General features: G+C 62.7%; 14 protein-coding genes. 6 read left to right on the top strand and 8 right to left on the bottom strand.

Going from position 1 to position 12,422, the window contains the following annotated elements:
• Nucleotides 1-57: 57 nt before the first annotated feature.
• The 7 genes from LPA45_RS20455 to LPA45_RS20425 all read right to left on the bottom strand — a co-directional run bounded on the left by LPA45_RS20455 (nucleotide 58) and on the right by LPA45_RS20425 (nucleotide 6,583).
• Nucleotides 58-1,083 carry a tripartite tricarboxylate transporter substrate-binding protein gene (locus LPA45_RS20455; protein WP_317924875.1) on the bottom strand — a complete coding sequence of 342 codons (1,026 nt, stop codon included), beginning with the start codon at nucleotides 1,081-1,083 and terminating at the stop codon, nucleotides 58-60.
• Between the two features lie 127 nt (nucleotides 1,084-1,210).
• Nucleotides 1,211-1,564: a DUF4387 domain-containing protein gene (locus tag LPA45_RS20450; protein ID WP_116322118.1), complete on the bottom strand. Its 354-nt coding sequence runs from the start codon at nucleotides 1,562-1,564 to the stop codon at nucleotides 1,211-1,213.
• 26 nt (nucleotides 1,565-1,590) lie between these two features.
• Nucleotides 1,591-2,952, bottom strand: a complete 1,362-nt coding sequence (locus tag LPA45_RS20445; RefSeq protein ID WP_116322117.1) for an acyclic terpene utilization AtuA family protein — start codon at nucleotides 2,950-2,952, stop codon at nucleotides 1,591-1,593.
• 210 nt (nucleotides 2,953-3,162) lie between these two features.
• A complete protein-coding gene (locus tag LPA45_RS20440) occupies nucleotides 3,163-4,194 on the bottom strand; it encodes a sigma-54 dependent transcriptional regulator (RefSeq protein WP_317924898.1) in 1,032 nt (343 codons plus the stop codon).
• 91 nt (nucleotides 4,195-4,285) lie between these two features.
• Nucleotides 4,286-5,521 carry a phosphatidylserine/phosphatidylglycerophosphate/cardiolipin synthase family protein gene (locus LPA45_RS20435; protein WP_317924874.1) on the bottom strand — a complete coding sequence of 412 codons (1,236 nt, stop codon included), beginning with the start codon at nucleotides 5,519-5,521 and terminating at the stop codon, nucleotides 4,286-4,288.
• Nucleotides 5,522-5,765: 244 nt separating this feature from the next.
• On the bottom strand, nucleotides 5,766-5,951 hold the full coding sequence (locus LPA45_RS20430) for a hypothetical protein (RefSeq protein WP_199414676.1): 186 nt from the start codon (nucleotides 5,949-5,951) through the stop codon (nucleotides 5,766-5,768).
• A gap of 266 nt (nucleotides 5,952-6,217) precedes the next feature.
• A complete protein-coding gene (locus LPA45_RS20425; RefSeq protein WP_317924872.1) occupies nucleotides 6,218-6,583 on the bottom strand; it encodes an EF-hand domain-containing protein in 366 nt (121 codons plus the stop codon).
• A 192-nt stretch (nucleotides 6,584-6,775) separates the two neighbouring features.
• Between LPA45_RS20425 and LPA45_RS20420 the strand changes: the two genes are divergently transcribed.
• The 4 genes from LPA45_RS20420 to LPA45_RS20405 all read left to right on the top strand — a co-directional run bounded on the left by LPA45_RS20420 (nucleotide 6,776) and on the right by LPA45_RS20405 (nucleotide 8,527).
• The gene (locus tag LPA45_RS20420; protein WP_116322199.1) at nucleotides 6,776-7,312 is read left to right on the top strand and encodes a GNAT family N-acetyltransferase; all 537 of its coding nucleotides are present in this window, start codon (nucleotides 6,776-6,778) and stop codon (nucleotides 7,310-7,312) included.
• Between the two features lie 95 nt (nucleotides 7,313-7,407).
• Complete coding sequence (locus tag LPA45_RS20415) at nucleotides 7,408-7,758, top strand: hypothetical protein (RefSeq protein WP_317924871.1); 351 nt, start codon at nucleotides 7,408-7,410, stop codon at nucleotides 7,756-7,758.
• Between the two features lie 142 nt (nucleotides 7,759-7,900).
• Complete coding sequence (locus tag LPA45_RS20410) at nucleotides 7,901-8,284, top strand: hypothetical protein (protein ID WP_199414675.1); 384 nt, start codon at nucleotides 7,901-7,903, stop codon at nucleotides 8,282-8,284.
• Nucleotides 8,285-8,293: 9 nt separating this feature from the next.
• Nucleotides 8,294-8,527 (top strand): YMGG-like glycine zipper-containing protein, encoded by a 234-nt coding sequence (locus tag LPA45_RS20405; RefSeq protein WP_116322113.1) that lies wholly within the window; start codon nucleotides 8,294-8,296, stop codon nucleotides 8,525-8,527.
• Nucleotides 8,528-8,780: 253 nt separating this feature from the next.
• On the opposite strand, the gene LPA45_RS20400 is transcribed toward LPA45_RS20405, so the two are convergent.
• A complete protein-coding gene (locus LPA45_RS20400; protein ID WP_317925953.1) occupies nucleotides 8,781-10,181 on the bottom strand; it encodes an ISNCY family transposase in 1,401 nt (466 codons plus the stop codon).
• A gap of 780 nt (nucleotides 10,182-10,961) precedes the next feature.
• Here LPA45_RS20400 and LPA45_RS20395 point away from each other — a divergent pair.
• Together LPA45_RS20395 and LPA45_RS20390 are read left to right on the top strand one after the other, a co-directional pair.
• Nucleotides 10,962-11,597 (top strand): hypothetical protein, encoded by a 636-nt coding sequence (locus tag LPA45_RS20395; RefSeq protein WP_062799459.1) that lies wholly within the window; start codon nucleotides 10,962-10,964, stop codon nucleotides 11,595-11,597.
• An 88-nt stretch (nucleotides 11,598-11,685) separates the two neighbouring features.
• The gene (locus LPA45_RS20390; RefSeq protein WP_062799457.1) at nucleotides 11,686-11,976 is read left to right on the top strand and encodes a hypothetical protein; all 291 of its coding nucleotides are present in this window, start codon (nucleotides 11,686-11,688) and stop codon (nucleotides 11,974-11,976) included.
• Nucleotides 11,977-12,422 lie beyond the last annotated feature (446 nt).

Below are 12,422 nucleotides of genomic sequence, written 5' to 3'. Positions count from 1 at the left end.
CTTGGCCGCTCCAATCACCAGTTTGCATGTGATTCCGGGGGCAGCCAGCACAGGCGCTTACTCGGCAACGATCTTGCGTTCCGCGGCGATCCGCTTCCATTGCACAAGATCGTGCTTCATCCGGGCGCCAAACTCGGCGGGCGACACGGCCAACGGACGCGAGCCATCCGGTTCCAGCACCGCGCGCACCTCCTGCGAGGCAGCAATCTCGCCGATCTCGCGATTGAGCCGGTGCACCAGCGCTGCCGGCGTGCCGGCGGGCGCCAGCACGCCCACCCAGATCTCGATGCCATAGCCCGGCACCGACGCCGCCAGCGGCGGCAACTCCGGAAAAGCCGGATTCGGCGAGGCCGACGTCACGGCCAGCGGCTTGACCTTGCCGGACTTGATCTGCGTGGCGATCGAACTGTAGTTCGACATCATCACATCGATCTGCCCGGCGGCCAGGTCGATCAGCGCATTGGCCGCGCCCTTGTATGGCACGTGCATCATCTGCACCTTGGACGTGTCGCACAGCAGTTCGGTGGCAAGCTGCCCCAGCGAGCCGACGCCGGCCGAGCCATAGGTGATGGCACCCGGCTTCGCACGCGCGGCGGCGATCAGTTCCGCGGGCGTGCGGATCGACTTCGACGCCGCGATGGTGGACGACACCGCCAGCAGCAGCGGCCCGTCGGCCACCAGCGCCACCGGCGCGAACGCGGTCAACGGGTCATACGGCGAGCGCGCCTGCGTGGCCGCCGCGGTCAGGAAGGTCGACGACGTCAGCAACAGCACCGATCCGTCGCGCGGCGACTTGGCGACGTAATCCGCGCCCAGCACACCGGCCACGCCGGGCCGGTTCTCGACGATCACGGTGTTGCCGAGCCGCCTGGCCAACGCCGGCGCCATCGCGCGCGCGATCACGTCGTTGCTGGCGCCTGCCGAGAACGGCACCACGATCCGCATCAGTGGCGGCACGGCGGCCGCAGTGTCCGCGGGCGCCGCGCCGGCCATGGGGGAGAGCGCCAGCGCGGCCGTGGCGATTGCCGGCGGCAGGGTGCGCGCCAGGCGGGTCCAAATGCGCTTGAAAGAGGTCTTCTTCATACGTCTGTCCGAACTCATCGTAGTGCAGCAAGGCTGCAGGACGGCGCCACGGGAGCAACCGGGCGGCGCCGGTGGTGCCACAGGCCCGCGCGGCCAGCCGTGCCGGCCGCGGCAGGTTGTGCGCAGGTCAGGCGGGGATCTCCAGTTCCAGCAGCGGCGCGTACTGCTGGGCGCCGAAGATGTCGCCGTCGCCGGCGCTGCCGCTCGGGCGCTTCCGGTACATGGTGAACTTGATCGCGAAGGCCGGATCGTATTCGACGAAATCGCTGATGCGCGCCACCGGTACACCGAACAGCGCGGCCATGCTGTCGCGGCTCAGGACCCGCGAGCGCTTGACGCGCTCATACTGCGCCGCCTCGCGGAAGATGATGTCGAAGGTGATCTTGTTGACGCCGGCGTTCTTGCTGCGGATGGTCTTGGCAAGTTCGTGCAGCTTCTGTGCGGGCGCCGGGGGAAGGGTGGATGAATTGGCAGTAGTCATGATGGATATCCTGGAAGCCTGGCGCGTCAGATGCCGGCCTCGACAACATGGGTGGGGAACAGTGCCAGCGGATCGTGCACCGCCATCGTGTGGTTCAGCGTCCAGCGATAGGCGGGGCTGGCGCGCAGCACCTCGTCCAGCGGGAACGACACGGAGCCGGCCGTGCCTTTGACGTCAGGCAGGCGCGCGTAGAACATCTGGCGCAGGCCGATCATCGCCACTTCCTCCGCCATCTCGCGGGTGGGCGCCACGCCTTGCACCATGACGCACAGTTCATGGCCGGGACGGTCGCGCAGCGGCTCCAGTTCGCCCATCACGCCGTCGCGTCCGTAGACGTTGTAGTGCAGCTCGTAGCCGGTGTCGCCAAAGCGCGCGCGCACCTGGTCCCGGGCCCAGGCAATCACGCGGTCCACATTGGCAATCGTGTACGGGTCGCGGATGCCGCAAAGTCCCACGTACCGTTCGCCGACCTTGCCGGCGCCTTCCAGCTTGACGCGCACGACCTGGTCAGGTTCGAAACGCGAGCCGGTAATGCGCGTCGTGCGCGGGTCGAGCTGCTCGTAGCGGCAATGGCGCATGTCGAGCCTGCCGCCCGCGACGAATTCCTCGAATGGATTGGACCGCTCGTACATGGCATGCCCGGCCACCGAGGCAACGGTGCAGCGCTGGTCCGGGTGCATCGCCGTGACACGGACGTCGTCACCGGTGATCTCGCCCAGTACCGTTTCCTTGCCGCCATACGGTTCCGCGCAGAAAGACGCACACTCCAGCACCTTGCCCAGGTAGTAGGCATGGTCCGCCGCGAAGCCGTGGTGCAGCGCCGGCGCGGCAAACACGGCGGCGTCGGAACTGCGGCCGCCGATGATCACGTCCGCCCCCTGGCGCAGCAGTTCGAGATACGGATGCACGCCCGCCATGGCGACGATGCGGTCGGTGCTGTCCAGCTCGGACAGCGTCAGGTCGGCAAAGCCGTCGAGGCCCCGGATGGTCTCGCCTGCGCCGAGCTTTTCACGCACCAGCGACGTCGGAACCTCGGAGTAGAAATAGCCGATGCGAAAGCGCTTGAGTCCGTGCCGTTGCGCCAGCTCGCGGATGATGTTGACGTAGAGGTCGACCCGGCTGTTGGTGCCCGTGTCGCCAGCCGAGCCGATGATCATCGGCACGCCCAGGCGCCGCGAGGCCAGCAGCATGTGTTCCAGGTCGTGGCGCTGCCACGCCTCGGGGCTGGTCGAGGTATCCGAGCCGAGCGGCACCGGGCCCACGTCATCGCTGCCCGAATCGGCCGCGATGTAGTCCGGCCCCGCGGCCACGCCGATCTCGAAGCTGCCGGTGCGAAGCGGCGCAAAGCCGAGATGGCCGTTGGGGCAAATGATCTTCAGCGACTGCATGCAAGGTTCTCCAGTTAGGTGTCGCTTCATTGATTAAGCGAGTCACACGACACTTACTGAGCAGAAGCCGTGCCAGCCGAAGAGGTCAGATTTTTTCCTTTGAAATCAAAGATCTGCAGGCTTATGGGAGGAGGCTGCGTGAAGGACGCGCGCATGCAGCCCCCCGGAGAGCGCGTGTATCCCACGCGGCTGCGTGAAATGCACGCCGGCTCAGCCTGCGGCCAGGCCGAGCTTGGTCATCTGGTGCCGGAGGGCGTGGCGGCTCAGGCCAAGCCGGCGCGCCGCCTCGGCAAGGTTGCCGTGGCATGTTGCCAGCGCCTGACCGACCAGCGCGGCCTGGAATTGCGCCGTGGCGGCGTGGTAGTCCAGGCCATCCGCCAGCGCCGCGCTTGCCGCGGGGGATGCGGCGCCGGCAACCGGCGCGAGATCGGCCAGGGGCGCGGTGGTCGTGCCAGGGGTGTCAGCCCCGCCGGTCGCGCGCAGGATCCGCGCCGGCAGATGCACCGGCAGCACGCTATCGCCTTGCTCGAGCAGGCAGATGCGTTCCAGCAGGTTTTCCAGCTCGCGCACATTGCCCGGCCAGCGATACGCGCGGAAGATCCGCTCGACTTCCGGGTCGAGCCGTTCCATCCGGCTGCCGTACTGGCGGTTGTAGCGCTGCAGCGCGGCATGCGCGAGCAGCAGGATGTCGTCGCCGCGCTCACGCAAGGGCGGGATATTGATAGCGATGACCTGCAGCCGGTAGTACAGGTCTTCGCGGAACTTGCCGGCGTTGACCTCGCTGAGCAGGATCTTGTTGGTGGCGGCGATAAAGCGCGCATCCACGCTGATCGGCTTGACCGCGCCGACCCGGCGGAAACGCCGGGTATCGAGCAGCGTCAGCAGCTTGGACTGCATCACCAGGTCCAACTCCCGTACCTCGTCCAGGAATACGGTGCCGCCATTGCCGGCCTCGATCAACCCTTCCTTCTTGCCGACTGCACCGGTGAAGGCGCCGCGCTCGTGGCCGAACAGCTCGGATTCCAGCAATTGCGCCGGGATCGCCGCGCAGTTGATGTCGATAAATTCCGCACCGGCGCGGCTTGATTGCTCATGCAGCATGCGAGCCACCAGGCTCTTGCCGGTGCCGGTCTCGCCGTACAGCAAGACCGTGCGGGCCTGGCTGCTGGCCACGCGGGCAATGAGGTCGCGCAAGGCGACGATCGATGGATGGTTTCCGACGAGTTGCAGTGGGGCGTTCATCGCTGGCGGATGGCCGAGCAGGGCGCGCATGGCTGGCGCGCTCTGGCATGACCATGGGGGCGGGCCTGAATCGCCAGCATCATAACCCGCGTCAGAGTTGGGAACCGATCAGCGATGCCATCCGGTCGCGCAGCTTTTCGGTCCAGGGACGGTTGGCCCACTGTTCATGCGTCTGCGGGTGCGATAGTTTCAGGTCTTCCTCGAAGATCCTGGTTTGCTCCGCGGCAAATCCGGCATCCAGGATATTCAGCGTGGCTTCGTCATTGAGACGGAATGACCGGTTGTCGAAATTGGTCGACCCGACCGACACCAGCAGGCCATCGACGATCAACACCTTGCAGTGGTACATCGTGGGCGCATATTCGGCGATCAGCGCGCCAGCCTTGAGCAACCGGCCCCAGCGCCGGCGCGACGCGGCGCGCACCGTTTCCGAATCGATATGCTCGCCCGGCACGATCACGCGCAGCCTGACACCTCTTTCCAGGGCCGCCAGCAATGCCTTTTCCGTCAACTCGTCGGGCACGAAGTAGGCCGCCGACAGGTCGATGGTCTGCGCGGCTGCCGTGATGGCAAGGTGGTACATCAGCGCCATGCTCTCGCTGCCGCCGGTGGGCGAACTGCTGAACATCTGGGCGCGGCCGTCGCCGAGCGGCGGCAATTCTGGGAAATACTCCGGACCATGCGGCACCTGGCCGCTGACCTTGATCCAGTTGTCCAGGAATATGGACTGCATCTGGCCAACCACGGGGCCTTCCACCTGGAAATGCGTATCGCGCCAGTGGTCGGGATCCTGGGCATTGCCGGTCCATTCCGGCGCAATGCCGACGCCGCCGGTAAAGCCAATCGCGCCATCGACCACCAGCACCTTGCGGTGCGTGCGGTTGTTGAGCTTGCCGATTGTGTACCACCGCACCGGATGGTAGCGGCGCACGTCCACGCCGGCGCTGGTCATGATGTCCATGGCGGATTCGTCGATCTTGGAACTGCCGACGGCATCCAGCAGTACCTTTACCTTGACGCCCGCCCTGGCGCGTTCGGAAAGGGCCTGCGCGAACTCGTTGCCGATTTCTCCGGACCAGTAGATGTACGACTCGAAATTGATCGTCTTCTTCGCGCCGCGGATCGCGCCCAGCATCGCGGGAAAGATTTCGTCGCCATTCCTGAGCACGCGATAGCGGTTGCCATCGACGACCGGCGGCCCTAGCAGCACGCCCAGTTCGTGGGCAAACTGCGGGTCGGCCAGGCTGTAGAGCCGGTCGAGACGCCGCTCGATACGCTTTTCGCCGCCAATCAGGTTGTACGCAACAATGCCGCCGAGCGCGGCCATGAGAATGACGGCTAGCAGCGCGAGTATTCGGCCCCTTCTGCGCGCGCCTGGAAAGGCGTGGCGACGGCGGATCACGCAAGCACCATGATGTCTGGCCCGAGGGTTGCACCGGCAAGCTGGCGACTATGAAAGCATACGTCGTTTTTATGGGCTGGCGGTTTCCAGGGTGGACATCCGAGCCTGGCCGGAAGAGGGCAGCTTGCGGGGCGCCGGGCGCTCCCGATTGAGCACTACCCCTTTCGTGTCAGGCTTCCTGCGGCGCGACGACGGACCGGCTCCGCTTCTTGTCGAGGACAGCTACGATTATCAAGCCGAGGGACGGGCTGAAGATCAGCGAGAAGGCCATCCAGACGGCAGCGGAGCGTCCCAGCGCATTGGCAATGAAGCCAACCGAAACGGAGAAAATCAACCAGCAAGCAATAGCGAACATGACGGCAGCTCAAATGGTTTTCCAGTGCGTCGCGCGGGGCTGCGCGTTGCATCCACGGGCCGCGTTTATTCGATCCGACCAAGGTCGATCGAGAGCGACGGCTGCCTTCAGTATGAGAAATCTTTGCGTCCGCGTTTTGCTATGCGGGACATAAATTTTGCAGTTCGGGGCAGCCAGGCACAGCACCGGGCAAACTTCGATTGGCACAAGCCGCTTCCGCCACGTTTGCCCGTGGCTGACCCTTTGGGTGAACCTACCTTGCGACTTCAGTTCCAGATCGGATCTTCCTTCTGCATCTGATCCTTTGTCTTCTTCATCCAATACGAACCGATCTGGCGTTCCGTGACATATCCCTTCTTCCTGGCGTCGATCTTGTCGAAGTTTTCGTAGACCTGCGGCATGCCCGCCTGCGCTTCGTCACGGCTCAGCTTGCCGTCATGATTGGCATCCGCCGCCTTGAATCGTTCGGCAATCAAGGCCTTGGCTTGTGCCGTGGTCGGTGGTGCTTTCGGAACCTCGCCCGGCGCCGCTGCCGGTGGGGATGATCCCTGCGCCGGCTGGGCGATTGCACTTAAAGAAGTGAATGCCATCAGGACGGCGAAACCAACTGCGGGCAATTTGCGTACGGTCATGTCGCTCACCTCCAGTCACGATGTTGTTTGAGTCGTTGCAAAGGGAGATATCCAGGCCAGTGAACCTGTGCTCACTCAGCATTCTAGGCGCTGGGGCGAAAACTGCGCGCCATATCCGGCGACGACGATTTAGAGCCTACTATGGAACGCTGCGAACTCTTAAACGCGGCTTTCTCTTACGGCACCGACGTCATGCAAAACAAGCCAGATGCGACAACATTCCCGGCGTTCAACATAGTCCTGCGCGATGGACGGGAGGTGCTGGTTCGGGCGATTGCCGAAGACGACAAGGCCGGCCTGATCGCGGCATTCAGCAGGCTTTCTGCCGATGCGCGTTATGCCAGATTCATGGCTGCCATGCAGCAACTGCCCGAAGCCATGCTTGAGCAGGCGACACACCCGGCCGCCGAGCGCGAGTTCGCCCTGGTGGCGCTTGCCAGGACGGAAAAGAATCCCGCTATCGTTGGCGGCGCGCGCTACGCTGCGGCGGCGGGCAGCGATACCTGTGAGTTTGCCGTGACGGTAGTGGATGACTGGCATGGGCTTGGCCTTGCCAGCCGACTGCTGGGCGCTTTGATCGACATTGCCCGCCGTCGCGGATATCGATGCATGGAAGGTTACGTTCTGTCATCGAATACTGCGATGCGGCGACTGGCCAGGCGGTTGGGATTTGCCGACGTACCGTGTCCCGACGATGCCACGCTGCGCGTGGTAACCCTTGTGCTGTAAGGCCGGATGTCAGTTCGGAAGCGAACAGAAGCGACGCTGAGGCTGATACAGGCTGATACAGGCTTTTTCACCTGCCGGACCCTTGAGGACTTCCAATGCGCACCCAGTTTGCCTTCCTTTTTGCATTCGCTGCGTTAATGCTTGCCGGATGTAACACCGCACCGATCCCGCCAGGCAAGCCAGTTGATATCCCCACCGCCTTGCAGCAAGTCTCCGCCGGACTGTGCGCATTCAAGAAGGACGCCGAGGCAAAAGGGCAGGGGTCTTTCGACGCGGTCAATGTGGAGCTCGACCTGACCATCGATGGCGCAAAGAATCCGCCGGTAGCTGTAGCACCCGACATTCAATTCATGCCGACTGTCAGCTACGGACAGACCATATCTGTAACCAAGGGAAGCAAGCTGACGCTGACGCTCAAGATGCCAGCGACATGCCCGGGTAGTTAGCCAGGGAGGCTTGCCAGCCTGGCGTGGGAGCAGGCCCAGCGACTCGCTTGAGCTCCGCAAGGAGTGGATCAGCAGACGCCTGCACACCAACTAATATGGATCAAGACAAAGTCCTGTGCATGGCCCAACTGAGGAGGATGCGATGGCAACAAGGCTGATCGGGCTCGCGGTGACAGCCATGGCGTGGACGGCGCTGACGATGGGCGCCAGCATTGCCCGTGCGGATGAAATCCCATTGATCACCGGCAAGCAGTGGACTGAATCGTCAGATCAGATGAAGAAGGCTTACCTTGTCGGCATCGCCAACGTCGTCCAGGTTGACGTGGCCTATCACGCCGGTAATTCACCGCCCGACTCGGCAAGCATCGTCCCGCGTTTTGCAAGGGGGCTGAAAGCGCACTCGCTGGATTCGGTGCGCCAGGGCCTGGATCGTTGGTACGCCGCACATCCGGACCAGTTGCAGCGGCCGGTCATTGAAACCATCTGGTTCGAGATGGTTGTCCCCGGATTAGCCGGCAAAAAGTAAGGCAATGCCATGAAACGACTCCATCTCATTGGCGCAACGCTGGCCGTCGCTGGCGTTGTCGGATGCACGAACATGACGCCGCAGCAGCAAGGCACGGTATCAGGTGCCGCAATCGGCGCAGCGGCCGGCGCGGGCATTGCGGCCATTGCCGGAGGCAGCGGCTGGACCGGCGCCGCGATCGGCGCTGTTGCCGGCGGGGTTGCGGGCAATATCAAGGGAGGCAAGCAGCAACAACCTTGGTAGCTGTTCGCCGCACAGGGTACCCGGATCAACTCGGACATTACCGCTTTGCCGCTACATAAATTGTCCAGGCAAAGTTGAAATGTCCGGGCGCCAGCAAAGTTGAAATGTCCGGTTGTCCGGTGTCATTTCAGCTTTGTTTGTTCTGTTTTTGGGGTGCCCGTCGGGCAGTGGTGCTGGCCTGACACGACTGAGTCCAGCTCAGAGTGAAGCCGTCCTGCCAGGGCCGCGTTGAACTGCCAGTCGCAAGCTGAGGTTAGCTCTCCGTTCCGTTAAGTGGCCACGGCTGCTCTTGCAACCGTTTCAGAGCTTCCAACATATCGTTCTGGCCCAGCGATCGCTGCGACTTCTTGCCGGGCGGTCGTCCTCGCTTGCGGGGAGCCCCCTCCGTGCCAGGCACAGATAGCGACCGTGTGTTGTCGCGCTTCTCCTGAACGTATTGGGCCATCTGCAGCACATGTCCCAGGCGCTTGTTGTCCACGATCGCGCCCTGGTCCACTTCCGACAGCCGGTCATAGGTGGTATAGGGCAGGGCGGCGCCATTCGCCCGCGGCTCGATCCTGCCATCCGGGTAGTGATAGACATCAATGTAGCGGCCGGCCAGCTTGCGGTGCTCCGGGGTGTCCGCCAGCAGGTAGAGCATCTTGTCGTACTGGATCGTCAGGCTCTTGGACACGCAGCGTGGCTCGCGCCAAGCGAAGATCAGATCCAGGTTCTCATCCGGTCGCAGTGGCCGATGGGCGTTGTGGTTATTGCGCGGCACCTTGGCAAAGCGCGCGTTGTAGTCGGCGATGAACTCCGCCATGAAGGCATTGGCGGCCTCCATGGTGCTGATGCCACGCAGGCGTAGCTCCTTGACCAACCGGTCCTGCAGGGTCAGGTGAGTCCGCTCGACGCGGCCCTTGGCCTGGCTGCTGTTGGCGCAGATGCCTTCGATGTTCAGCTCAAACAACGCCCGGGCAAACTGGGTGTGGCCGTCGCCGCTGGTCGCCCCTTGTTTGTTGACCCGGAAAACGCTGGCCTTGTCACTGTAAAACGCCACCGGCTTGCCATGGCGCTCCAGATAGGCACGGGTCGCCGCGAAATACGTGAACGTGGATTCCGAATGAGTGAAGCGCAGTTCCATGATCCGGCTGGTGGCGTCGTCGACGTACACCAGCAGCGTGCAGGCTGGCGCGCGCTCCTCAAACCAGCGGTGATCGCTGCCGTCGATCTGGATCAGTTCGCCATAGCAGGCGCGCCGGTTACGAGGCTGGTAGACCTTGGGCGGCCGCTGTTTGCGCGGCACCCACAGGCCGGCTGCCGTCATCAGTCGGCGGATCGTTTCTTTGGACAAGGTCAGTCCATGGCGCTCGTGCAGCTTCTCGGCCGCCAGCGTTGGGCCGAAGTCGGCGTAGTGTTCCCGGATCAGGCCAAGGGCTACAGATTCGCGGTCCGCAGGCATGCGATTGTTGCTGGGTCGCCCGCGCCGTCGCGACACTAGCCCGGACGGGCCTTCCTGTTTATAGCGTTCCAGCAGCCGCCGGAACTGCCGGTCCGTGATCTCCAACCGTTCGGCGGCCACACCGGGCCGTAACTGACCATCTACGACCGCCTGGACGGTCTTGAGCCTGTCTAACTCATGCATGCTGACTGTAATGACCTCGGATTTAGCCATCCTCTGGCGTCTCCATCGTGTTCAACCGGGCAGGCTAAATACCACGAATGGAGCACTCAAGCGGACATTTCAGTCCTCTAACGCAAAGTTGTCGGAACCGATTTGGGGCTCTTGCTGCCTCACGCGCGATCCTTCGCAATGCACGTCAACTTTCCTCCCACGCTCTATCAGCGGAAAAGAGGTATGACAAGAAAGGCGTAGCGCAAAACTGCGGTTAAAAATTGGAAGAGCAACGGTGCGGAGGATTACTGGTGGGCAGTGGAGTTGAATTGCTAGGCGGCCGTTGCTCCAACTGCTCCAATCCTGCTGTCAGGATGTAAGATACGCTCTCGTCACCCCAATAAACGAAGCCTCCGCATGGGAGGCTGTGTTAGCGGGACCAACGCTGCTCCAGATATTGCGTCTGTTCGGTTTGCCGGATCGGCGCGCTACCCCTGGTGGTCATTGGCCGCCACGCAGAACAACGGCGCAATTTTTCTCATTTCACTAAGGTTACGCTCTTGAGGAGGTGATCTATGAGGTACTCAACCTCCCATTCCTCAGTGCGCGAGACAAAAAATCCGATCGCGGCGCCCCGGGGCCACACGCAGCGTTTCCGAACAATGGCGTCGATTTACAATGTGGAACGGGACCTCGTTAGTCCCATGCAGTTGGTCGGCATGGCGCTCGGCGTCGTTGCGCCGGTCACGCGCACTATGCAGCGGTCGCAGGAAGAACCGCAGCACCGTGCTATTGCGCGAATCCATCTAAGAGGGTTTCGAGTTTGCTTGGAGTGGTGCCATGGCTGAAAAATTTGTGTTCAGAGACATGGAGTTTCGCGCGGGCGCGCACCTGTGGTCCAACCCAAAACTGCGCGGTACCCCGGCGGAGATTCCCATCATTCTCGGACGTCCGACCCTGTTCGATGTGGTCCGACTCGCCCGTCGCTACCCGCTGGAAACGTTGTATGAGACGAATCGGCGACTCCGAGCGAGCCGGGAAATTTCCGAGCGCCAGTTTCTTCGCACGCAGGAGATCCTGCGCAACGTCGAGCGTGTCGAGACTCGGACGACTTCAACTCTCGACGACGTCGCCCGGGCGGTCGCCAACCGCTATGAAGATCCGCCCGTTCCGGTCGAGTGCATCCCGACGGCCGCACAAACCAGGCGCGCCTTGTCCCACTGGCTGCCGGCCGGACTACCCACCATAGCGCAGGGCGAGCAGTATATCTATCTGACCGATGTCCCATTCGAGTTGGAAACTGTGATCATGCGATGGCTACGCTGGCAACTCGATAATGAGCCGGAGAGATCGTCCACTTGGTTGATCCAGGGCAGCGGCGGGCTGGCGCTCTCGCACGGCGGATGGTGTGCATTCGTGCTCTGGCTAACCGATGCCTTACACCACCGACTGGATCAAATTGAAATTGGACTGTAACTAGATCGCGGGGCTCGCGGACCACGTGGGCCACAATTCGGAGTACATTGACAGCCATCTGTCGAGGACACCCATCGGAAAATCTGCCATGCACGCCCGGGACGTGGAAGCTGCGCTTATGATCCGCTGCGCGGCGGTCGCACGCGAGCCTGCGGCGTCCGCGCTGGACCAGCGCGAGGCCAACGTGTTCCGGCTGGCCGCTATGGTTGTGCAATCGCGCTTCCCGAGCGAAGCCTTGCACCTGATGCAGGCCAGCGAGCGCTACTTTGCTTCGCATCCCACCGAACGACTGCCTGCGCAAGTGGTGGTTGCCAAGGGCTGGGTGACCAACCTGCCTTGCCTGCGCGACCGGCTCAGCCACACTTTCCGATTTCATTGAAGCCAGGCCGCGGACGATCAAATAGCGCCTGTCTTTGTCGCGGTTGGCCAAGTCCAGACAGCGCGCTCTGGTCGCTTGCTCGTCCATGATGCCGTGTCTGATGTCGGCATTGTCATCCGCAACTCATAAGTCGCAAATCATTGGAGGGCGCTTTTTGTGTAGCCGTGGACTGGAGACCGCGCCGCCGGGACAGACGACAACGAGGCCTGCGCGGGATGAAGGCCTTGTTGTCGATGGTCCTGTGCTAGCCAGAAAGATGACAACGGCCAAATGACTTTGTTGTCGCAATCAATTACTCAGAATTCCTTCCAATCACTAACAATGTTGATAATTAGGCGCACTGAGGCCGAGCACTGGTTAGGTGCCCAGCGGGATCCTCTGCGTCGTCCGAGCTTCGCCGCACGATGCATCGTGAGATAGCCAGGCGCCCCCAGTCCCGCAGTTAG

The sequence above is a fragment of the Cupriavidus sp. Agwp_2 genome (assembly GCF_040784895.1).
Lineage (GTDB): Bacteria > Pseudomonadota > Gammaproteobacteria > Burkholderiales > Burkholderiaceae > Cupriavidus.
Note: the sequence above shows the minus strand (reverse complement) of the source record. Positions and strands in the feature narration are given on the sequence as shown.

Excerpts from the sequence above, each read along its gene's own strand:
- LPA45_RS20410 (WP_199414675.1), top strand. The coding sequence starts at position 7,901 with ATGGCAACAAGGCTGATCGGGCTCGCGGTGACAGCCATGGCGTGGACG.
- LPA45_RS20455 (WP_317924875.1), bottom strand. The coding sequence starts at position 1,083 with ATGAAGAAGACCTCTTTCAAGCGCATTTGGACCCGCCTGGCGCGCACC.
- LPA45_RS20430 (WP_199414676.1), bottom strand. The coding sequence starts at position 5,951 with ATGTTCGCTATTGCTTGCTGGTTGATTTTCTCCGTTTCGGTTGGCTTC.
- LPA45_RS20435 (WP_317924874.1), bottom strand. The coding sequence starts at position 5,521 with ATGGCCGCGCTCGGCGGCATTGTTGCGTACAACCTGATTGGCGGCGAA.
- LPA45_RS20425 (WP_317924872.1), bottom strand. The coding sequence starts at position 6,583 with ATGACCGTACGCAAATTGCCCGCAGTTGGTTTCGCCGTCCTGATGGCA.
- LPA45_RS20395 (WP_062799459.1), top strand. The coding sequence starts at position 10,962 with ATGGCTGAAAAATTTGTGTTCAGAGACATGGAGTTTCGCGCGGGCGCG.
- LPA45_RS20400 (WP_317925953.1), bottom strand. The coding sequence starts at position 10,181 with ATGGCTAAATCCGAGGTCATTACAGTCAGCATGCATGAGTTAGACAGG.
- LPA45_RS20445 (WP_116322117.1), bottom strand. The coding sequence starts at position 2,952 with ATGCAGTCGCTGAAGATCATTTGCCCCAACGGCCATCTCGGCTTTGCG.
- LPA45_RS20405 (WP_116322113.1), top strand. The coding sequence starts at position 8,294 with ATGAAACGACTCCATCTCATTGGCGCAACGCTGGCCGTCGCTGGCGTT.
- LPA45_RS20420 (WP_116322199.1), top strand. The coding sequence starts at position 6,776 with ATGCAAAACAAGCCAGATGCGACAACATTCCCGGCGTTCAACATAGTC.
- LPA45_RS20390 (WP_062799457.1), top strand. The coding sequence starts at position 11,686 with ATGCACGCCCGGGACGTGGAAGCTGCGCTTATGATCCGCTGCGCGGCG.
- LPA45_RS20415 (WP_317924871.1), top strand. The coding sequence starts at position 7,408 with ATGCGCACCCAGTTTGCCTTCCTTTTTGCATTCGCTGCGTTAATGCTT.
- LPA45_RS20450 (WP_116322118.1), bottom strand. The coding sequence starts at position 1,564 with ATGACTACTGCCAATTCATCCACCCTTCCCCCGGCGCCCGCACAGAAG.
- LPA45_RS20440 (WP_317924898.1), bottom strand. The coding sequence starts at position 4,194 with ATGAACGCCCCACTGCAACTCGTCGGAAACCATCCATCGATCGTCGCC.